Source organism: Alphaproteobacteria bacterium (genome assembly GCA_030740435.1).
Lineage (GTDB): Bacteria > Pseudomonadota > Alphaproteobacteria > UBA2966 > UBA2966.
On record JASLXG010000005.1, the window covers coordinates 1 to 20,479 of the forward strand.

20 protein-coding genes are annotated in these 20,479 nt (G+C 64.6%); 7 read left to right on the forward strand and 13 right to left on the reverse strand.

Annotated features, from left to right (window positions below; genetic code table 11):
* From hcrA to QGG75_00450, 7 genes are all read left to right on the forward strand, one after another.
* Positions 1-2,109: 4-hydroxybenzoyl-CoA reductase subunit alpha (gene hcrA, locus QGG75_00420; protein MDP6065711.1), on the forward strand; the 2,109-nt coding region annotated here is incomplete at its 5' end.
* A 13-nt stretch (positions 2,110-2,122) separates the two neighbouring features.
* Positions 2,123-3,094, forward strand: a complete 972-nt coding sequence (gene hcrB, locus QGG75_00425; GenBank protein ID MDP6065712.1) for a 4-hydroxybenzoyl-CoA reductase subunit beta — start codon at positions 2,123-2,125, stop codon at positions 3,092-3,094.
* A gap of 74 nt (positions 3,095-3,168) precedes the next feature.
* Positions 3,169-3,960 carry a DUF2249 domain-containing protein gene (locus QGG75_00430; protein MDP6065713.1) on the forward strand — a complete coding sequence of 264 codons (792 nt, stop codon included), beginning with the start codon at positions 3,169-3,171 and terminating at the stop codon, positions 3,958-3,960.
* Between the two features lie 9 nt (positions 3,961-3,969).
* Positions 3,970-5,250: a hypothetical protein gene (locus tag QGG75_00435; protein MDP6065714.1), complete on the forward strand. Its 1,281-nt coding sequence runs from the start codon at positions 3,970-3,972 to the stop codon at positions 5,248-5,250.
* A gap of 87 nt (positions 5,251-5,337) precedes the next feature.
* A complete protein-coding gene (locus QGG75_00440; protein ID MDP6065715.1) occupies positions 5,338-5,841 on the forward strand; it encodes a hemerythrin domain-containing protein in 504 nt (167 codons plus the stop codon).
* Positions 5,842-5,867: 26 nt separating this feature from the next.
* A complete protein-coding gene (locus QGG75_00445) occupies positions 5,868-6,836 on the forward strand; it encodes a GNAT family N-acetyltransferase (GenBank protein ID MDP6065716.1) in 969 nt (322 codons plus the stop codon).
* A gap of 246 nt (positions 6,837-7,082) precedes the next feature.
* Complete coding sequence (locus QGG75_00450; protein ID MDP6065717.1) at positions 7,083-8,372, forward strand: IS4 family transposase; 1,290 nt, start codon at positions 7,083-7,085, stop codon at positions 8,370-8,372.
* Between the two features lie 272 nt (positions 8,373-8,644).
* On the opposite strand, the gene QGG75_00455 is transcribed toward QGG75_00450, so the two are convergent.
* Genes QGG75_00455 through QGG75_00515 form a run of 13 tightly spaced genes read right to left on the reverse strand, consistent with a single transcriptional unit; the run spans position 8,645 to position 20,417 of the window.
* Positions 8,645-9,469 (reverse strand): FAD/NAD(P)-binding protein, encoded by an 825-nt coding sequence (locus tag QGG75_00455; GenBank protein ID MDP6065718.1) that lies wholly within the window; start codon positions 9,467-9,469, stop codon positions 8,645-8,647.
* The gene (locus QGG75_00460) at positions 9,459-10,499 is read right to left on the reverse strand and encodes a 4Fe-4S dicluster domain-containing protein (GenBank protein ID MDP6065719.1); all 1,041 of its coding nucleotides are present in this window, start codon (positions 10,497-10,499) and stop codon (positions 9,459-9,461) included. Before QGG75_00460 ends, QGG75_00455 begins: the two co-directional genes overlap by 11 nt.
* A gap of 4 nt (positions 10,500-10,503) precedes the next feature.
* Entirely contained in the window at positions 10,504-11,538 is a 1,035-nt protein-coding gene (locus QGG75_00465) for a (Fe-S)-binding protein (protein MDP6065720.1), read from the reverse strand.
* Entirely contained in the window at positions 11,535-11,978 is a 444-nt protein-coding gene (locus QGG75_00470) for a hydrogenase iron-sulfur subunit (protein MDP6065721.1), read from the reverse strand. Before QGG75_00470 ends, QGG75_00465 begins: the two co-directional genes overlap by 4 nt.
* Before the next feature lie 21 nt (positions 11,979-11,999).
* Positions 12,000-13,955: a CoB--CoM heterodisulfide reductase iron-sulfur subunit A family protein gene (locus QGG75_00475; protein ID MDP6065722.1), complete on the reverse strand. Its 1,956-nt coding sequence runs from the start codon at positions 13,953-13,955 to the stop codon at positions 12,000-12,002.
* Between the two features lie 2 nt (positions 13,956-13,957).
* Complete coding sequence (locus QGG75_00480) at positions 13,958-14,515, reverse strand: 2-oxoacid:acceptor oxidoreductase family protein (GenBank protein ID MDP6065723.1); 558 nt, start codon at positions 14,513-14,515, stop codon at positions 13,958-13,960.
* Positions 14,508-15,425, reverse strand: a complete 918-nt coding sequence (locus QGG75_00485; protein MDP6065724.1) for a 2-oxoacid:ferredoxin oxidoreductase subunit beta — start codon at positions 15,423-15,425, stop codon at positions 14,508-14,510. The genes QGG75_00480 and QGG75_00485 overlap by 8 nt, the downstream gene beginning before the upstream one ends.
* Positions 15,422-16,615, reverse strand: a complete 1,194-nt coding sequence (locus tag QGG75_00490; GenBank protein ID MDP6065725.1) for a 2-oxoacid:acceptor oxidoreductase subunit alpha — start codon at positions 16,613-16,615, stop codon at positions 15,422-15,424. Before QGG75_00490 ends, QGG75_00485 begins: the two co-directional genes overlap by 4 nt.
* Positions 16,578-16,850: a 4Fe-4S dicluster domain-containing protein gene (locus tag QGG75_00495; GenBank protein ID MDP6065726.1), complete on the reverse strand. Its 273-nt coding sequence runs from the start codon at positions 16,848-16,850 to the stop codon at positions 16,578-16,580. Before QGG75_00495 ends, QGG75_00490 begins: the two co-directional genes overlap by 38 nt.
* A 10-nt stretch (positions 16,851-16,860) precedes the next feature.
* Positions 16,861-17,739, reverse strand: a complete 879-nt coding sequence (locus QGG75_00500; protein MDP6065727.1) for a CoB--CoM heterodisulfide reductase iron-sulfur subunit B family protein — start codon at positions 17,737-17,739, stop codon at positions 16,861-16,863.
* Positions 17,740-17,756: 17 nt separating this feature from the next.
* On the reverse strand, positions 17,757-18,164 hold the full coding sequence (locus tag QGG75_00505; protein MDP6065728.1) for a 4Fe-4S dicluster domain-containing protein: 408 nt from the start codon (positions 18,162-18,164) through the stop codon (positions 17,757-17,759).
* A 1-nt stretch (position 18,165) separates the two neighbouring features.
* Entirely contained in the window at positions 18,166-18,702 is a 537-nt protein-coding gene (locus QGG75_00510; GenBank protein ID MDP6065729.1) for a ferritin family protein, read from the reverse strand.
* Positions 18,699-20,417 (reverse strand): FAD-binding protein, encoded by a 1,719-nt coding sequence (locus QGG75_00515; GenBank protein MDP6065730.1) that lies wholly within the window; start codon positions 20,415-20,417, stop codon positions 18,699-18,701. Before QGG75_00515 ends, QGG75_00510 begins: the two co-directional genes overlap by 4 nt.
* Positions 20,418-20,479: the final 62 nt, after the last annotated feature.

Below are 20,479 nucleotides of genomic sequence, written 5' to 3' on the forward strand. Positions count from 1 at the left end.
ACGGGCGAGGATTGCGACAAGACCTATGGCGTCCTGCCCATCGCCATGAACGAATATCCGCTCGCGCGCGGGCGCGTGCGCTACCGGGGTGAGCCCGTGGCCGCCGTCGCCGCCATCGACGAGGCGACGGCCGAAGCCGCCCTCGATTTGATCAGCCTCGAAGTCAAGGAACTGCCGGCCTACTATCGCATCGCCGATGCCCGAATTCCCGGCGCGACACAGATCCACGAAGACAAACCCGGCAACCTGGAACGGGACGTCCATCACGAATTCGGGGATGCCGACCAGGGCCTCGCCGACGCGGATCTGGTGCGCGAGGAATCATACACCTGCGCCGAGGTCGGCCACGTGCAGATGGAGCCCAATGTCTCCCTTGCAGAATACGATCCGGAGCGGGACCGCCTGACTCTCAAGACCTGCACCCAGGTCCCCTACTACGTCCACATGATGGTGGCCAAGTGCCTGAAGATGGACGAGCAGAGCATCCGCGTCATCAAGCCGTTCGTCGGTGGTGGATTCGGCCATCGGTCGGAGGCCCTGAACTTCGAGATCATCGTTAGCATGCTGGCGCGCGCGGCCTGCGGCACGGTGCGCATGTATCTGAGCCGCGAGGAGACGTTCCTCACCCATCGCGGCCGCCCTGAGACCGAGATCAAACTGAAGCTCGGCATGAAAAAGGACGGCACCCTCACCGCCTGCATCGCCGAAGTTCTGCAGGCAGGCGGCGGCCACGCCGGATACGGGATCGTCACCATCCTCTATTCCGGGGCGTTGCTGAATGCCATCTACGACATTCCGGCGGTCAAATACGACGGCTACCGGGTCTACACCAACACGCCGCCCTGCGGCGCCATGCGCGGCCATGGCACGGTCAACACACGCTTTGCCTTCGAATGCGTGCTCGACCAACTTTGCTCCGAGATGGGCCTCGACCCCTTCGAAGTCAGGCGTAAAAACATGATCCAGGCGCTAACATTCACCGAGAACGACTTGATGGTGAAGTCCTGCGGCCTGCCGGAGTGCCTCGATTGGGTCGAGGAAAAGTCGGGCTGGCAGAGCAAGAAGAACGGCCAGCTCGGACCTTGGCGTGGTGTCGGCATGGCCGCCTCGCACTACGTTTCGGGCGCCTCCAAACCGGTGCACTGGACCGGCGAGCCCCACGCCACCGTCAACCTCAAGCTCGACTTCGACTGCTCGATCACGGTGCTGACGGGTGCTTCAGACATCGGCCAAGGCTCGTCCACCATCCTGGCCCAGTGCGTCGCCGAAACCATGGGGCTGGATCTCTCGCGCATTCGCGTGGTCGCCAACGACAGCGCCGTGACGCCCAAGGACAACGGCTCCTACTCTTCGCGCGTCAGCTTCATGTGCGGCAACGCCGCCATCGACGCGGCCAACAACCTCAAAGAAATCCTGGTGGCGGCGGCGGCTCGCAAACTCGAGGCCGAGCCCGGCGATATCGAAGTGTTGGGGGAGACCTATCGCGTGGCCCAAAGCCAGGACCCGGGCCTGACCTTCAACGAGGTGGTGATGGCGGCGCTGGAGAAGACCGGCACCATCACCACCAAGGGAACCTTCGACACCCCGACTGAATCCCACGGCGGCAAAAAGTACCGCGGCTCGGCCATCGGCGGCACCATGGGCTTTTCCTATTCCGCCCAGGTGGTCGAGGTTAGCGTCGATCCCGACACCGCCCAGATCACCGTGGAGCGGGTCTGGGTGGCCCAGGACGTGGGTTACGCCCTTAACCCGCTCTCCGTCGAAGGCCAGATCCAGGGCTCCGTCTGGATGGGCATGGGCCAGGCACTGAGCGAGGAGACCTGCTACCACGAAGGCCTGGCCGTCAGCGGCAACTTCCTCGACTACCGCATCCCCACCATCAGCGATACGCCGCCCATCGAGACCCACATCGTCGAGAGCATCGACCCGGGCGGCCCCTTCGGCGCCAAGGAAGCCAGCGAATGCGCGCTTTCGAGCTTCCTGCCGGCGCTGGCCAACGCCGTCGCCGATGCCACCGGGGTCAGGCCCGACGAGACACCGGTAACGCCGGACCGGCTTTATGAAGCGCTGGCCCGCCAGGCCCGCCAGAACGCCCAGGCGGCGGAATAAGGGAGTAGGCAAGATGGACGTGCTGCCCGATTTCCGACTGCACCGCCCCGCCACCATCGCCGAGGCCGTGGCCGCTTGCGCTGACGCCTCCGATGCCCGCTACATCGCCGGCGGTACCGACCTGTTGGCCAATGTGCGCCGTGGCCTGACCCCGGCCGGCGCCTTGATCGACCTCTCGGCCATTGCCGAGCTGCGCCAGATCGAGCGCGACGCGGCCGGGCTGCATCTGGGGGCCAGTGTAACCTTGGCCGAGATCGCCGAAGATGGCGCCATCGCGGCCGACTATCCGGCGCTCAGTCAGGCCGCCGCCTCGGTGGCGGCTCCGGCCCACCGCGAGGCCGGCACCATCGGCGGCAACCTCTGCCTCGATACGCGCTGCTATTTCTATAACCAAAGCGACTGGTGGCGCCAAAGCAACGACTTCTGCCTCAAGTACCGCGGCGAGACCTGTCACGTGGTGCCCACCAGCAAGCGCTGCTACGCCGCCTATTCGGGCGACACGGCGCCGGCGCTGCTGGCCCTGGGTGCCGAAATCGACATCGCCGGCCCAGAGGGCAGCCGCCGGCTGGGACTGGCCGATCTCTTCAACGACGACGGCATCGATTATCTCACGCTGGGGCCCGGCGAGCTGGTCAGCGCCATCCATCTGCCACCGGCCGGCGGCCGATCGGGCTACGAAAAGCTGCGCATCCGCCGGGCCATAGATTTCCCCCTGGCCGGCGTCGCCGTCTGGCTGGAGATGGCCGGCGACACGCTGGCGGCACTCCGCATCGCGCTCACCGGCACCAACGCCCGGCCCTTCGTGGTGACGGGCACGGAAGCGGCGCTGGGCCAGTCCCTCGACGACGAGCAAGTGGCGGTGCTTGGCAAACTGGTGCAGAAGCAGATCAGCCCGGTCCACACCACGACCACGCAGCCGCAATACCGTCGCCGCGCCATAACGGCGCTCTCGGGCCGGCTATTACGGCGTTTGGCTGCCGCTTGATGACGATCAAAGCGGCTCTGGCCTCGCGCCCTATGCTGAATGGCAGGTAGCGAAACCGAAGCGAAGGGAAAAGCGTGGGCCAGAGCGACCTCAGCCCCACGACCCGTCTCGGTGCGGCACTTGCCGCCGACCCCGACCTATTCGAGCGGCTGGTGGCCGGCGATGCCGTGTTCGCGCGACTGCGAACCGTGGTGGGAACTCCGACGGCGGACAAACTGACGCTCGACGACGCGGCTTGCGTCGCCGGCCGTGACGTCGCCATGCTATTGGCCATTGCCCGGGGCGAACAAGCGCCGGCGAGCAAGGGCAGCGAAGCTGCGGCCGAGATCTCGGCGCGGCCCGATTGGGCCGATGAAAGCTCGCTCGCTACCGCCCACCGCCTTGACACGCGACCCATTTTCGAACGCCGCGAACACCCCCTGGCGGCGGTCGTCGAGCTCTCGGCGCAGGTGCCGCCGGCGGGACTACTGGTACTCGACTGTCCCTTCGACCCGCTGCCCTTGAGGCGGCTGCTGATCCAGCGCGGCTTCGCCGCCTGGGGCGAGCGGATCGAAGACGAGCATTGGCGTATCTGGTTCCGCCAGGACGCCGGCACTTCCGGCACCCCCGGTGCTGAAGAGGGCGCCCGGCTGTGGCAACAGGACGGGGTGCCGCACATCGACGTCCGCGGACTGGCGGCGCCGGAGCCGTTGTTGGCCGTCGTCCGGCTGATCGAATCCGGGGAGACCGGCAACCGCGCCGTCGTGCTGCTTGATCGCGAGCCGGTCTATCTCTACCCCGAGCTCGGCGAGCGCGGCTGGAGCTATCGCATCGAGGTCAGCGAGCCGGGCCTGGTGCGCCTCTCGCTGAGCCGCGACAACGCTTGAGAGGCGGGCATGAGCTCTCCCGGTGCTTTCCTCGGTGGAGCCAACGAGCGCCTGCTGCCGGCCTCGATCCCGTTTCGCTATTTCGGCGCCGCCGCGGTTTTCCATGTAGCGGTCTGGCTCGTGCTGCTGCTGGGCGGCGACGATGTGGTGCAATCCGAGGGCGGTTTCGGCTTGCCCCTGGCGGCGTTGCACCTGTTGACACTGGGCGTGCTGGCCATGACCGCCATCGGAGCGGCGCTGCAACTGCTGCCGGTGGCGACACGGCAGCCGTTACGTGCCGTCTGGCCGGCTCGGCTGATCTTCTGGCTCTTCGTCCCCGGCGTGGTGGTGCTAGCTCTCGGCATGGCCAGCGGCCAGGAACTGCAACTTGGGTTGGGTGCCGGGCTGAGCATTGCCGGGCTGCTGATTGCCGCCGCGCTTATTGCCGACAACCTGTTGCGGGCCGGCGAGCAGGCCCTGGTGGCCGCCCACGCCTGGGGCGCCCTGGCTTCGTTGCTGGCGCTGCTGGCGTTTGGCGTGCTGTTGATCGTCGACCAGTGGAGCGGCCTCTTGAGCGACCAGCGCAGCGTCGTCATCGTCCACCTGGGGTTCGCCGCTTATGGCTTCATAGGTCTGCTGGTGCTCGGTTTCAGCCAGATTCTGCTGCCCCTGTTCGCGCTGACGCCGGCGCCTTCCCAACGCCTTGGCTACGGCGCGCTGGGACTGGCCTTGGCCGGACTTGCCTTGCTCCTGGCCAGTGGCCTGGGCCAAGCCTGGCTGCTGCCGCCGGCCATCGTGCTCGGCCTGGCCGCCAGCGCCAGCCACCTGGGCGCCATGGTCCAGGTCTTGCGCCGCCGCATGCGCCGACGCCTGGGGCTTTCGTTCAAACTCATCTATCTGGCCTGGCTGGCGCTGCCGCTCAGCCTGCTGCTGGCCTTGGCACTTTCCCTTGACCTCGGCCCGGCGCGGGGCGGGCCACTCTTTGTGGCGCTGCTAACGCTGGGCTGGATGCTTACCTTCATGCTCGCCACCCTGCAGCGCATCGTGCCCTTTCTGGCCTCGATGAACAGCGTCCGGCCAGGCCAGCCGCCACTGCTGCCTTCGGCGCTGGCGCCCGAGTGGCCGACCCGGCTGAGCTTCTGGGCCCACTTGGCTGCGCTGGCCCTGGTGGGTTTGGGCATCATCGCCGGCTGGGGGCTGCTGGTCCGCCTGGGGGGCGCCGCCGGCCTGGTTGGCGCTCTTGCCTTCGCCTGGTTCTTCACTACCGTGGTGCGCCGCATGACAGCCAAAAACCAGGCCGGCGCGGGCTGAAAGCGTTGGCGTCGATGAAATTATATGGTAATTTGGTACCGAATTACCTATTAAAAATGACGACATAATGATCGAGGACTCTGCATCATGATGGAATACAGCCGACAGATCACCCGAACCCTGCACCAGGAGCATCTTGCGACGCTCGGCTTCGTCGATCGCCTGGACACTTTTCTGGCGCAGCACCGAGGCGACGCCCCGGCTCCCCAAGGCGCCGATCTCGAACGCCTGTTGGGTGATCTCAGGGCTACCATCGGCGACGCCGTGGCCAAGCATTTCGACTTCGAGGAAAGCCGGCTCTTTCCCGCCCTGGTGGCCGGCTTCGGCGACAACGCCATGGTCATGATCCTGACCCAGGAGCACGAAATATTGCGCCCCTTGGCGAAGCAACTGGTGACGCTGGCCGGGATCGGCGAAAGTGGTTTCGAACCTGCCACCTGGAGCGAGTTTCACCGCCAGGGATGGGAATATGTCGAACGCATGGTGTCGCACATCCAGAAAGAGGAAATGGGCCTGTTGCCGGCGCTCGAGGACGTGCTCGACGACGAACAAGACGCCAGCCTTCTGGAAGAGTACGCTATGAGTGGCTAACAGCCGCTGGTTGGGAAGATCAGGCTATGAGCAGTTCCTCGAAGATGACGCTCCGCGCCCTCGTCGCCGACGACCTGGACGAGGTGGTGGAGATCGATCGCCAACACACCGGCCGCTCGCGCCGCGACTTCTTCCAGCGCCGCATCGCTGCCGCCCTGGAGAGCCCCGGCGACTACATCCAAGTGGCCATCGCCGATGACAACGACTTCGCCGCCTTCGCCACGGCGCGGGTGTTGTCGGGTGAATTCGGCAGCCCGGAACGGGCCGTGACGCTCGACCTGATCGGCGTCGACCAGGCCTTTGAGGCCCAGGGCCTGGGCCGGCACCTGCTGGCCGGACTGATCGAGGTCGTGCGCAACAAGGGCATCGCGGTGCTGTTGACCGAGGCCGACTGGACCAACCACGACCTCTTGCGCTTTCTCGACGCCTCGGGCTTTGACATCGGCCAGCGCCAGGTCATCGAGCGCAACACCGAGGTGCGCATTCTCGACGACGGCGACGACACGGACGAATTCGACGAGACGGCCGTGGGCGCGGCGCCGCAATTGGCCCACGACCGGGTACCGGTGCGATCGCTCGAAGCCGCCGACATCGAGGCCCTGCTGGCCATCGACCGGCGCATCACCGATCATGACCGCAGCGATTATCTCCGCCAGAAGGCGGCCGAGGCGCTGGACGCCTCGGCGGTGCGGGTCTCGCTGGTGGCCGAAATCGACGGCTTCCCGGCCGGCTTCGTGATGGCGCGCATGGACTTCGGCGAGCACGGCCGCACCGAGCCCGCGGCCGTCTTGGACACCATCGGCACCGACCCGCGCTACGGCTTCCGTGGCGTCGGTACGGCGCTGCTGTCGCAGCTCATGATGAACCTCTCGGCGCTGCACGTGGAGGCCGTGCAAAGCACGCTTTCCTCGAGCGACTTCGACTTGCTCGCTTTCCTCTACCGCTGCGGCTTCCAGCCCTCCTCACGCCTGGCTTTTACCAAGCGGCTGGATTAGGGGCGCGGCGGCGGTAAAACAAAACACCCCCTCCCTCCCCCATCATGGGCTAAAGTATGCACACATCTTGATGCGACAAATTGACTCAGGGCACAAGATGTAGGTTTCCTTGCATCGGGATTGTGTGATTCTGTTTCCGACACTTTGGAATTGCCGGGGTGTCATGATGCAAGATTGCCAGGATGTGTTGTCGGGCCGGTTAGGGGATCGCCGCCTTGAATAAGGGGGGCGGCGGTGCTTGAAGAGATGGTTGCGTGCCAAGGTGTCTCGCTGCGTCGGTTGGGCGGCTGCCGGGCGCGGGAGGTGCGTTTCGGACGCTTTTTTGGCAACTCGAAAGTGACTGTGGAGCGGCTGATCGAAAGCTGGGGCACTGGCACTGCGGAGTCTGCGGTGGGGCGCCATGTGCTTGCGATCCAGGACACCAGCGAGTTCAACTTCAAGACCACGGCGGAGCGGCAGCGCGGCCTGGGTGAGATCGGCAAGGGGAACGGCCGCGGCGCCCTGGCGCACGTCATGCTGGGTCTCGATGCGCAGGACGGCAGTTGTCTCGGCCTGGTTTCGGGCCGGATCTGGACCCGCCAGGGCCGGGTGACGCGGCCGCACGGCAAGCGGCCGCTGACGGCCAAGGAATCGGAGCGCTGGCTGAGCACTGCCGAGGCGGCCAAATCGGTTCTGGCCGATGCCGCCATGGTGACGGTGCTGGCCGACCGCGAGAGCGACATCTACGCCGGCTGGGCGCGGCTGCCGGAAGCCAACTTCCACCTGATCACGCGGCTCAGGGGAGACCGGCGATTGGCCACAGGTGGCAAACTCCACGCCTTCGGAGCCAGCCTGCCGGTGGCCGGCAAGCGGCAGCTTGAGCTGCGCGCCCAGCCCGGCCGATCGGCGCGAACGGCGTTGCTGACGCTACGTTTCGGCACGGTGGCATTATGCCGGCCCAAGAATACGCCCGAGCACGATCTGCCGCCGAGCGTGACGTTGTGTCTGGTCGAGGTCGTCGAACTGGAACCACCGAATGGTGTCGAGCCGCTACACTGGCGCCTGCTGACGACGCACGAGATCAACGCCGCCGCGGGCGCCTGGCAGATTGTCGACTGGTATGCCCAGCGCTGGATGATCGAACAGCTGTTTCGGGTGATGAAGCGCCAAGGGCTGAAGGTCAAGAACAGCCAGATAGAGAGTGCTGATCGGCTGCTCAAACTGATCGCCATGGCGGCCAGCGCCGCGGCCCTTACGCTGCAACTGGTCCAGGCCCGCGACGGCGCCGACGCCCGCTCGGCCGGCGTCGCTTTCAAGCCCGAGGAAATCGAAACCCTGGAGGCCGTCAACCCTCGTCTCGAGGGTAAAACCGCAAAGCAAAAAAACCCCCACCCCCAGCACAGCCTCGCCTGGGCGGCCTGGATCGTCGCCCGCCTCGGCGGCTGGGATGGCTACCGATCATCGAGACCACCGGGGCCCATCACCTTCGCCAACGGTATAAATCACTTCAAAGCAATCGCAACCGGTTGGGCGCTCAGAGATGTGTGCATACCTTAGACCATCAAGGGGGAGGGGAAAAAATTGAAATAACAATAAGATAAACTCCCTCCCCCCTTGTGGGGCAGGGTTGGGGTGGGGGGGTAGCCCTCAGTGAAAAAGCTCGGCCCTGGCCAGCAGCTCGTCGAGGCCCGGCTCGTCCGGGTTGCGCGGCTTGCCGGGGTGGATGGGAGAGACCTGGCAGGTCTCCGCTTTTCCTTTGATAGTCGCTGGGACCCAGCACAGGGACCAGCGGATATTATTGACATTGCCCGACCTGCGTCGTCCAGTCGTCAAAACTCCTGGGGCAGGTCCTTCAGGTCGGCCCAGGAGTAGACGGGCCCCTTCACGCACACATAATCCTTGCCGACGTTGCACCGGCCGCACTTACCGACGCCGCATTTCATCTTGTTCTCGAGGGTCGTGTAGATCTGCTCGTCGGCGAAACCCAGGTTCTTCAGGTTCATGATCACGAACTTAATCATGATCGGCGGGCCGCAGGTGATGGCGATGGCGTTGTCGGGCGAGGGCTCCTGCGCCACGATGTTGGCCGGGACGAAGCCGCAGAACTCCTCCCAGCCCTCCTCTTCGGAATCCACGGACAGGTGGACCTCGGCGTCGCTCCGGAGCTTTTCCAGCTCGGACCGGTACATGATGTCGCGCGACGTCCGGCCGCCGTAGAAGACAGTGATCGCCCCGAAGTCGGCCCGCCGGGCCACCACCGTCTGGACCACCGGCCAGATGGGGGCGAGGCCGCAGCCGCCGCCGATCAAGACCAGGTTCTTTCCCTGCCAGGCCTCGACCGGGAAGTCGTTGCCGTAGGGGCCGCGGACGCCGATGACGTCGCCCACCTCCAGATCGTGGAGCGCCGAGGTCACGCGGCCAACACGCATGACGCTGAACTGCTTGTAGTCTTCGATAAGCGGCGATGAGGCGATGGAGATCATCATTTCGCCCTTGCCGAAGACCGACAGCATCGCACACTGGCCGCAGGCGTGTTCGAATCCGTCGCCGTCGGCGAAGGTGACCTGGAAAGTCTTGATGGCGCGGTTTCCCTCGACCTCGGTCTTGATGTGGGCGATGCGGCCCGGTTTGGGCAGGTAGATGTTATTTGGCATGGCCGGCCACCCTGTTGACGATCGCGACGATGTCGATTCCCACCGGGCACTCGGTGATGCAGCGCCCGCAACCGACGCACTGGTGGGTGCCATGGTTTTCGAAGAAATAGAGGAACTTGTGGCAGACCCGCTGACGCAGCCGGCTGCCGCAGTCAGGCCGCGGGTTGTGTCCCGATGAATGCATGGTGAAGTCGGGGAACTGGCAGGTGTCCCAGGTCCGAACCCGCCGGCCTTCGAGGGGCGTCGAGCCCGTGACCTCGTCGGTGATATCGAAACAGTGGCAGGTTGGGCAGAGGAAGGTGCAGATGCCACAGCCAATGCAGGCGCGCGCCATTTCGGACCACAGCGGCGAGTCGAATTCCGCCTCCAGACGACCCGGAACCGCCTCCATGTCGGGGAGGGTCCGCTGTGGGTGTTGGCGGGACAAGGCGTGGGTTTCCTCCAGATCCTTGCGGTCCCGGTCGCCGGGCTCGCCGAACAGGGGCTCGGCCAGGGTGACCAGCGCGGCGCCCTGGTCGGTCAGCGCCTTGACGGCGTACCGGTTCTCCAGGTCGGTCATCAGGATATCGAGGCCATCGTCGGAGTGGGGCGACCCCCCGACCGCGAGACAAAAACAGTTCGCCGAGGGCGGCTTGTTGCAAGCGAGTCCGATCAGGATGGTCCCGCTGCGCCGCGCCCGGTAATAGGGATCCTCCATCTCGCCGGAAAAGACTCGATCGTTGCACGGAGCGCCGCGGCCATCGCAGGGTCGGACCCCGAACACCACGGTGGTGGCAGGGTCGGGAACGGTGGAGTCCAGCACCGGCGCTTCGCCGCTTACCTGGCGGTAGGTGTAGAACACTTCGCGCTGGGGAAAATGGAATCCCTTGGGCGGTTCCACGGTGTTGGGGTGATCCAGCCGCGGGGTCTGCCCGTCGCCGAGCGCCTGGTAGCTCCACGCGTCATCGCCGAAAACCGGCGTCTGGACGTCGTAAGCGCCGAGCTGCGCCACCCACTCGCCCAGGTTCTTCTTGTGGAGGATCTTTTCCACGGCGCTAGCGGATGAAGTCGTTGGGGTCGTCATCGCGAAACGACGCGACCAGTGAGGGTAGATCAGCATCGGTACCGGGCCGGTAGCCGAACGCCTCGTAGGCTTCCTTCTCAAGCTTGGAGTTGAGCAGGCGCAACGGAATGTTGACGGGGCAGACTCGCTCGCATTCACCGCAATCGATGCAACGCCCGGCCAGATGCAGGGCCCGCACCAGATGATATCCGGCGTTCTCGGAGGTCACGGCCGAGCGTTCGATCCACTTGATGCGGTTGGCCTTCTCCTCGGCGCTGGTGTCCGGGCTAACGTTAAAGACGATACTGTCGACGACGCACTCCTCGCAATAGCACATGGGGCAGACCGAGCGGCAGGCATAGCAGCGCAGGCAGCGGTCGAACTGGTGCCGCCAGAATGTCCACGGCGCGTCGCCGAACGCCCGCTCCGCTGCTTCCAGGGCATGGAACGATTCGTCGTAGGTCCGCTCGACAGCCTCTCCGAAAAGGATGTCGTTGACCGCCGGCGACGGAGCCCGGCATTCCAGGCAGCGGTCGGCTAGGATCTCGCGGGCCGGGATCTCGATATCGCCGTCGTCGGTGGTGATGCGGAAGATGTCAGCGCCGGTAAAAGCGGTCGCGTCAGCCGTCCGCCCGTCCAGTCTCTGCGCCAGCTTTCGTTGGTCGATGACACCGGTTCTCTCGCAGGAAACGCCAAGGATGCGGACGTCATCGCGGCTGAAATATTTCTCCTGAAGGAGCACGACGATGCCACGGCTGTCGCACCCCTTGGCCACGAGGGCCACCGGTCGCCGGTCGCCGCCCTCACCCGCTGCGGCCTGTTTCTTGCACTCGTCAACCAGGTAGAGCGCCAGGTTGTGCACGCAGGTGGGATCCCAGGTCAGGTCGTCCGCGTCTTCGGGCCGCGAGACGAAAGCGGGCGCCGCCATGGGGCCGGCGGTGCTGTCCCGGTAGCCGAGGACGAGTCGGACCTCGCCGCTTTCCAGCAGGGACCGCGCCTGGTCCCGAATGTCCTGGGGATCGATCATCGGCGATTCGCCTTTAATTTCTCCTGCGGGCCGAGGGTGCGCAGGTCGTCGACGAACTGCTTGATCACCTGGGCGAACTTGGCGCCCTCGGCCGCTGAGATCCACGACATGCGAAGCCGTTGCGGTTCCAGCCCGACGAACTCGACCAGCTTGTGAACCAGATAGACCTTCCGCCGCGCCTGGTAGTTGCCCTCCATGTAATGACAGTCACCGGGATGGCAACCGGAAACCAGCACGCCGTCTGCGCCCTTGTTGAAGGCGGACAGGATGTAGACGGGTGATACGCTGCCCGAACACATGACGGTAATCGGAACGGCATTGGGGGGATATTCCAGGCGCGACACGCCGGCGAGATCGCTGCCGGCGGACGAGCACCACTTGCACAGAAAGGCGACAATCTTGGGTTCGAACGGTTGGGGCATCGTTTCCGAAACCGTCATTTCCTCTACCATCCTAGTCCTCTACCACCCTAGGCTAGCGCTGATCATCTCGTGCACCTGAAGGGGCGTGACATTCCTGACCTCGATGGCGGCGCGCAGACAGGTGGCCGAACAGGTGCCGCAGCCCTCGCAGAGCACTTCGTTCACCTGGGCCTTGCCGTCGACCAGATGGATCGCGTCGTAGGGGCAGGCCTGGACGCACATCTCGCAACCGGTGCAGAGCGGCATGCGAACCTCGGCTACGGCGGGGCTGTGCGCCAATTCGTCCTGGGACAGCAGACCGATCACCTTGGACGCCGCGGCGCTCGCCTGGGCCACGGTTTCCGGGACGTCCTTCGGCGACTGGGCGGCGCCGGCTAGGAAGATCCCGGCCGTGACGCTCTCGACCGGTTTCAGCTTGGGATGGGCCTCGGCCAGGAAGCCGTCTTTGTCGCGGGCGATCTTGAGGATCTTGGCGATCTCGGCGGTGCCCTTGGAGGGCTGCATGGCGAGCGCCAGAACGACCATGTCGGCGTCGATTTCCACGTTCTGGCCCGACAGCGTGTCGATGCCCAGGACCTTGATCTTGCCGTTCTCCTCGTAGAGCTTGGACACCTTGCCGCGCAGGTAGATGGTGCCGTCCTTCTCCATGGACCGTTGGACGAACTCCTCGTAGCCCTTACCGCCGGAGCGGATATCGATATAGAAGATGTAGGCTTGGCCGTCGGGCACTTGGTGCTTGTAGAGCATCGCGTGCTTGGCGGTGTACATGCAGCAGATCTTGGAGCAGTAGGCGCAGTGCTGCTCCGGATCCCGCGAGCCAGCGCATTGGATGAAGACGATTTCTTTGGGCACTTTGCGGTCCGACGGGCGCAGGATCTTGCCCCCGGTCCCCCCAGCTGCCGAGCACATACGCTCGAACTGGAGCCCGTCGAGGACATCGACGTACTTGCCGCCGCCGTACTCCCCCAATTTGTCCTTGCCGTAGAGATCGAAGCCGGTGGCGACGACGATCGATCCCACCTCCTCGACGATGGTTTCCGGCTTCAAGTCGTAGTCGATGGCGCCGGGCTCGCAGACCTCGGGCTCGATGCATTTGCCGCAGGCGATGGGATTGAGGCCGAGGCAGGCGTCCTCGTCCAGCGTATAGGTGGCCGGGATCGCCTGGGCGAAGGGGATGTATATGGCACGCCGACCGGTCATCCCTCCTTCGTATTCGTTGGGGACGACGACCGGGCAAACCTCGGTGCAGTTGTCGCAGACGGTGCATTTGTCCGGGTCGACGAAGGAGGGCTTGCGCTGGATGGTGACCCGAAAATTACCGACGAAGCCCGACACGTCGGTCACCTCGCTGTAGGTCAGCAGCCGGATGTTCGGGTTCTTGGACACCTCGACCATTTTCGGCGACAGGATGCACTGGGAGCAATCCAGCGTCGGGAAGGTCTCCGAGAGCTTGATCATGTTGCCGCCGATGGTCGGCTGCTTCTCCACCAGGATCACCTCGAAGCCGGCGTTGGCCATGTCGATGGCGCTCTGGATTCCGGCGATGCCGCCGCCGACGACGAGAACCCGGCGGGTGACGGGAATGCCGATGGGGATCAGGGACTGGTTGCGCGTCGCCCGCCGGACGGCGTTGCGCGAGATCTTGATCGCCTTTTCGGTCGCCTCGTCCTTGTCGCGGTGGACCCAGCTGCACTGCTCGCGGATGTTGGCGATTTCGCACTGGAACTGGTTGAGCCCCCCCATTTCCGCGACGTCACGGAAGGTCTTTTCGTGCAAGGTCGGCGAGCAGCATGAAATGACCACCGATTCCAGGCCGTTGTCGCGGATCGCCTCGGCGACCGCCCGCTGGCCCGGATCGGAACACATGAACACAGCGTCGTCGGCGAAGACGACATCGGCGTCCTCGGCCAGTTCCGCGGCCACCCTCTTGACGTCGAGGTTGCCGGCGATGTTGGAGCCGCAATGGCAGACGAATACACCGGTGCGTTTTGCCATCCTTACCCTCCCGCGCCTTCTACGGCCAAGACCTCGCAGCCGTAGTCATAACCCTTCTCGAACGCCTTGATGTTGATCTCGAGAAAACGGTCGGGTACCAGGCCGGGCACGGCCTTCTTCATGGCTTCCGGCGAAACGATATCGGTCACCGCGGTGAAAAACCCCAATGCCACCAGGTTGGCGAAGATCCGGTTGCCCAGTTCTTCGGCGAAGCGGGTCGAGGGAACCGACCGCAACTCGATGTCGGCCCGGGGCGAGCCCGGCTTGACCAGGTCCTCGTCGATGATGAGGACGCCCTCCTCGCGCAGTTCGGGCTCGTACTTGTTGTAGGCCTCCTGGGAGAGCGCCATCAGAACGTCGGTTTCCGAGATGTAGGGATAGAGCACGCGTTCGTCGGAGACCACGAGCTGCGAGCTACAGGCGCTGCCGCGTGCCTCGGGTCCGAAGCTCTGGGTCATGGTGGCGTGTTTGTCGTCGAAGAGCGACAGCGCCTTGCCCATGATCAGGGCGCAGCGGATGACGCCCTGTCCGCCGTATCCGGAAAACCGAATATCACTCATCGCCGTCTTCCCGCCGTTTATTGTCCTCCGCCTCGCGCTCGGGGTCGGTCTTGCCGTACAGCTGGTAGTCGTCGCCGATGACGTTGGCGTAGTGGCTGTTCACGGCATCCAGGTAGGTGGGTTTTTCCTTGTCGACGAACTTGCCCATGACGAGGGGGCCCTGGTAGTCGATGTCCGCGGTCCGGGTATCGGTGCCGTGCTCGATCTCGCAGGCGTCCTGGTAGTATTGCAGGACGTCGACGCCGTCGCCGAGGCGGTTGCGGCGCGCATAGAGCGTCGCGCAGGGCGTGACGACCTCGATGAAGGAAAAGCCCTTCTTGACCAGCGCCTCCTCGATCGAACCGGTGATGCGCCGGGCGTGGAGCGACGTCCAACGCGCCACGTAGGTGGCCCCGCAGGCGTCGGCCAGGAACGGCAGGCTGAAGGGAAATTCGTAATTGCCGTACGGCGTGGTCGAGGCGTTGGCCGTATGGGGTGTCGTCGGCGTCACCTGGCCGCCGGTCATCCCGTAGGTGAAGTTGTTGATGCAGATAACCAGCAGATCCATGTTGCGCCGCGCCGCGTGGATAAAGTGGTTGCCGCCGATTCCCGTGAGGTCGCCGTCGCCGCTGATCACGACCACCTTGAGATCGGGGTTGGCCAGCTTGAGGCCGGTCGCCACCGGAATGGCCCGCCCGTGGGTGGTGTGGATGGAATCGTAATTGACATAGCCGGCGACCCGGCCCGAGCAGCCGATGCCCGAGACCACGACGATCTTGTCCGGATCGACACTGGACTTCTTGATCGCTTCGGCGAAGGCGGTTACCACGGTGCCGATGCCGCAGCCCGGACACCAGATGTGCGGCATCCTATCCATGCGCAGGATTTCGGCCATGGGGCTTTCCGCCGCGAACTGGGTTGAATCGGTCATTGGCCGGCCTCCTTTATGGCGGTCAGGATGTCTTCGGGATCGTGCACGGCGCCGCCGTAGTGGGGCACGCCAATGACGCGGCACTGGCCGGCCGCGCAGCGTTCGACTTCGAGGACCATCTGGCCGACGTTGATCTCGGGCATGACGATCGCCCGCACCCGGCCGGCGATCTCGCGGATCCTCTTTTCGGCGAACGGCCAAACGGTGACCAGGCGAAGCGAGCCCACCTTGAGACCGGCGGCCCGCGCCAGTAGAACCGCCCGGCTGGCGATCCGTGACGTGATGCCGTAGGAGACGACGACGATCTCGCTGTCGTCCACCTGATCTTCCTCGAGGCGGATGATAGTGTCGGCGTTGTTTTCGATCTTGTCGATCAAGTGGCTGACGCATCGCTCGTTCGCCTCGGGGGTGACCATGGGATAACCGCTTTCCTGGTGGGTCAGGCCGGTGATATGGAACCGATAGCCTTCGCCGGCGCGGACCATCGGCGCTGGCCTGCCGTCGAACCGGAAGGGCTGGTAGTCGTTCTTGGCGCCCTCGTACCAGTTGCGCTCCACCACCTCGATCTCCTCGGCCGGCGGGATAATGACCTTCTCGTGCATGTGCCCGACGGTTTCGTCGGTCATGATGAAAACCGGCACCCGGTAGGTCTCCGACAGGTTGAAGGCCTGGATCGCCAGGTCGAAACATTCCTGGGGTGAATCGGGCGACAGCGCAATGATCCGGTAATCGCCGTGGGATCCCCATCGCGCCTGCATCATATCCTGCTGGGCGGTCAGCGTGGGCAGGCCGGTCGAGGGGCCGGCGCGCTGCACGTCGGCGATCACCAGCGGTGTCTCGGTCATGCAGGCGAGGCCGATGTTCTCCATCATCAGCGAAAACCCGGGACCCGAAGTCACGGTCATCACCTTCTTCCCACCCCAGGCGGCACCGATGAGGGCGCCAACCGATGCCAGTTCGTCCTCCATCTGGACAAACATGCCGCCGACATGGGGCGCCCGTTCGGCGAACCGTTCGGCGGACTCGGTCGAGGGGGTGATCGGATATCCGGCGAAGAACCGGCAGCCGGCCGCGAGCGCCCCTTCGGTGATGGCATGGTCACCGTCCAGGAAATGGGCTCCCTCGAGGACACCTATCGGGTCTGCGGCGGTCTTATGCAATGGGTTTCTCCTGTTCCTCGTCGCCTTCATCATCGTCAATGGTGACGTATATGGCGAACTCCGGGCAGACGATTTCGCAGTAACGGCATTCCCGGCATTCGTCGACGACCTCGACCTCGGGCGGATGGTAGCCCTTGGCGTTGAATCCGTGCGACAGCACCAGGACATTCTGGGGGCAGAACTGGACGCAGAAACCGCAGCCCTTGCACCACTCGTTGTGGATGTGGACCGTCCCCTTTCTTGGTTTTAGATCGCCAAAGAACATTGCCGTCCCCTCAGACCAGCCCCTTTTGCGCCAGCACAGGCTTCGGATCGATGTGGTGGAGGTCCAGACGCAGCGCCGTTTCCGGGCACCCCAGCGCCAGTGCCATGAGTTGCGTGAAATAGACCACCGGCAGTCCCTCGAAGTCGGGATAGAGCCGAAGGGTCTCGGCCTGCCGTCGGTCCAGGTTGAAGGCACAGAGCGGACAGCTGACGGCGACGATCTCGGCGCCTTGGTTGCGGGCGTTCCCCAGGATCTTGTAAGTGCGCTCGGCGACGATCTCGGGCTTGTCGACGGTGAGATAAGCGCCGCAACACTCGGTCTTGAGAAAGAATGGCACCGGCTCGGCGCCGAGGGCCACCACCAGGTCTTCCATGATGGCGGGATTTTCGACGTCGTCGAAGGCCACTTCGCGCGGACGCACCAGCAGGCAACCGTAGTAGCTGGCCACCCGGAGACCGCCCAGCGGTCGCTCCACCTTCTCCTCCAGCTCGTCGAAGCCGACGCGATCACGCAGAAACTCCAGCAGATGGCGGACCTCGACGTCGCCCTGGTAATCAACCTCTTCCAGGTTCATGAATCCGTTGATGACGTCGAGGCTTTCGGGATCGGAGCGGACACGCTCGTTGGACCGCTTGAGCGTGTTGTAGCACATGGCGCAGCCCGTGGCGAGTTCCTCGGCCCCGGCCTCTTTGGCGCGGATCAGGTTGCGGACCGGGGCCAGGTGATGCATGAGGTCGTCGGTGGCCAGGGAAAAGACTGTGCCACAGCAGTTCCAGCGCGTGAGTTCCTCGACCTCGACGCCCAGGATCGTCATCGAGGACAAGGTCGAATCCTCGAAGTTCCGGGCATGGTTCTTGAGCGTGCAGCCTGGGTAATAGCTGATTTTCATCCGCGGTTCGTCTTTCCTTACGACGTCAGTTTCCGCATCGCCGAGATCAGCGCGATGGGCGGCAGTTCCGCCCGGTCGCCGGCTGACAACGCCATCACCCGAAGCTCATCGTGACGGTCTCGCAGCCGCACCAGCCGCAGTGCCTCGATGATCTCGGCGATGTTGATGCCCTTCGGACAGCGGCTATTGCAGGTCATGCAGGAAACGCAGGACCAGATGGTCCGGGATTCGATCAGCGGGTCGGTCATGCCCAGTTGGGCCATCCGGATGACCTGGTTCGGCAGGATGTCCATGGGCGAGGTCATGGGGCAGCCGGCGGAGCATTTGCCGCACTGGTAGCAGGCGAGAAGGTCCTGGCCGCTGAGTTCCTCGATTTGACGGACGAGGGCGGCCGACCGGTTGGCGGACGAGATCCGAACCGTCATGTCAGTACTTTCCGTCCATCCGGAATTCCGGCTTGTCGAGCCAGATGCCCACGTTCATCAAACTGTCCGCCTGGGCCTGGAGAAGGTCGTAATGAAACCGCTCCTCGTCGACCAGCCGCTCGGCCAGGGCGCGCACCTTGGGGTCCGGCGTCCGGTCCCGAAGCCCCTCGTACAGTCGGATCGCCCGCCGTTCCATGTTCATGGCCAGGCGCAGCGCCTCGGCCTCGTCGACGGACTCTAGTTCGCCCCCCCTGGCGGCGATGGCTGCCTCCAGTTGCTCGACCACCGTCGAAGGTGCGTCACCGGCGATGCGCCGCTCCGCGATCTTTTTCCAATCGCCGCTCCCGGTGATCGCGGTGAAGATGCGGCCGATTTCGTCGAGATGGCCGACCTCCTCCTCGGCGAGCCGGCGGAACACCTTTTTGCCCGTCTTGCTGCGGGTCACCGCCGTGGCCCGTTCGTAGAAACGCTGGCCATTGACCTCCAGGTCGATGGCCTCGCGGACCACCTCGACCAGTTGGTCGTCGGTAAGTGTCATGGGCGATCCCCTGCGATATCGGCGTGGACCCTGTTGCGCAGCCCGGAGCTTCCGGGCAGCTTGCCGCCGACCCGCGCCAACTGGCGTTTTTTGACGTCGTCCGGCGTGTAGGAGGGCAGAATGATCGGCGCCACCAGGTCGGTCTCGATCCCGACCGAAACCAGTTCCTTCTCGTAGGCATCGACGTGGGCCAGGGACATCGAGCCCAGCTTGACCTTGGCGGCGTACTCGCTGGCGTAGCGGCCGGCGCGCCGTCCGAAGACGTTGTAGTCGAGGACCGAGTTTCCCATTAGACGGTTGCGGCCGTGCAGACCGCCGGTCGCCTCGCCGGCCACGTAGAGGCCGGGTATGGCGGTTTCGCAGTTGGCGTTGATCTCGATGCCGCCGTTCTGGTAGTGCAGCGTCGGGTAGATCAGCATCGGTTCGGCGGTGATGTCGATGTCGTAGCGGATGAATTGGCGGTACATGGCGGGGAACTGCTTGTTGATAAACCCGGCGCCGTGGATCATCTCGATGAGGGGCGAATCCAGCCAAACACCGTCTCGGCCGCTGGGGGTCTGGATGCCGTTGCCGTTCTCCCGGCACTCGCGGATGATGGCCGAGCTTTCCACGTCCCGGGGCTCACGCGGGAACACGAACAGTTCCCCGAACTTGTTCAGCGGCTGGCCACCGACGGCGCGGATCTTCTCGGTGATCAGGAAGCCGGAGATCTGCTCCGGGAAGGCGGCACCGGTGGGGTGGTACTGGACCGAATCCATGAACAGCAGCGGCGCCCCGGCCCGGTAGGCCATCACCAGGCCGTCGCCGGTCGCACCGTAGTGGTTGGTGGTATCATAGCCCCGAAGGTGAAGGCGCCCGTAGCCCCCGGTTGCGACGAGCGTGGCTTTGGCCCGAACGGTGACGAATTCCTCCGTCTCCAGATTGTAGAGCACGGCGCCGGCGCACTGGCCCTTGGCATCCATGATCAGCTCAATCGCCGGCATGAACTCCTGCACCGCCACCATTTCCGGGTGGTTGCGCACCTCGTCCATCAGGGTGCGCATGATGATGGCGCCCGTATAGTCGCGGCAGGACAGCATCCGTTTGCGCGAGGTGCCGCCGCCGTGAAGCACCTGCAGGGAGCCGTCCTCGTTCTTGTCCCAAACGACACCCAGGTCCTCCAGCCATTTGACCGTTTCGGCGGCGTCCTCGGTGAGCGCGCGCACCAGTTCCGGTTTGTTCTCGAAATGGCCGCCGCCGAGGGCGTCGAGGAAATGCCGGGTCGGAGAATCGGTCGGCGAGACGGCAGCTTGCATGCCGCCCTGCGACATCATCGAATTGGCATCACCCATGCGGAGCTTGGTGGCGATGAGCGATTTGACGCCGGCTTGCAGGGCGACGATGGCGGCCTGACAGCCGGCGCCGCCGCCGCCGACGATCAGCAGATCGGTTTCCAGATCCGGTTCCCGGAGATCGAACAGGCCCGAGCTTATCCAGGAATGGGCCTCCAGCATGTGGGCGACCTCGGTGGTCAGGATCTCGCCCTTGTTGGGGCCGACACGAACCGGGCGGCGCGAGTCCTTTTCATAGTCGGGATGGAATTTCCGGAGCACGTCCTCGCGCTCCGCCGGTCCCATCGGCGGATAGACCGGTTCGCCGGACTTGGCAGGATTCAGCCGTTGGGAACGGGTCCTGACGACCGCCTTCAGCGAGTCCTGCATGTAGTCTGGGTACATGTTCCTACCCTCTTGGGAAAATAGGCACACCGGCATCCGATGATTCCGATGGTTGTGCCCTT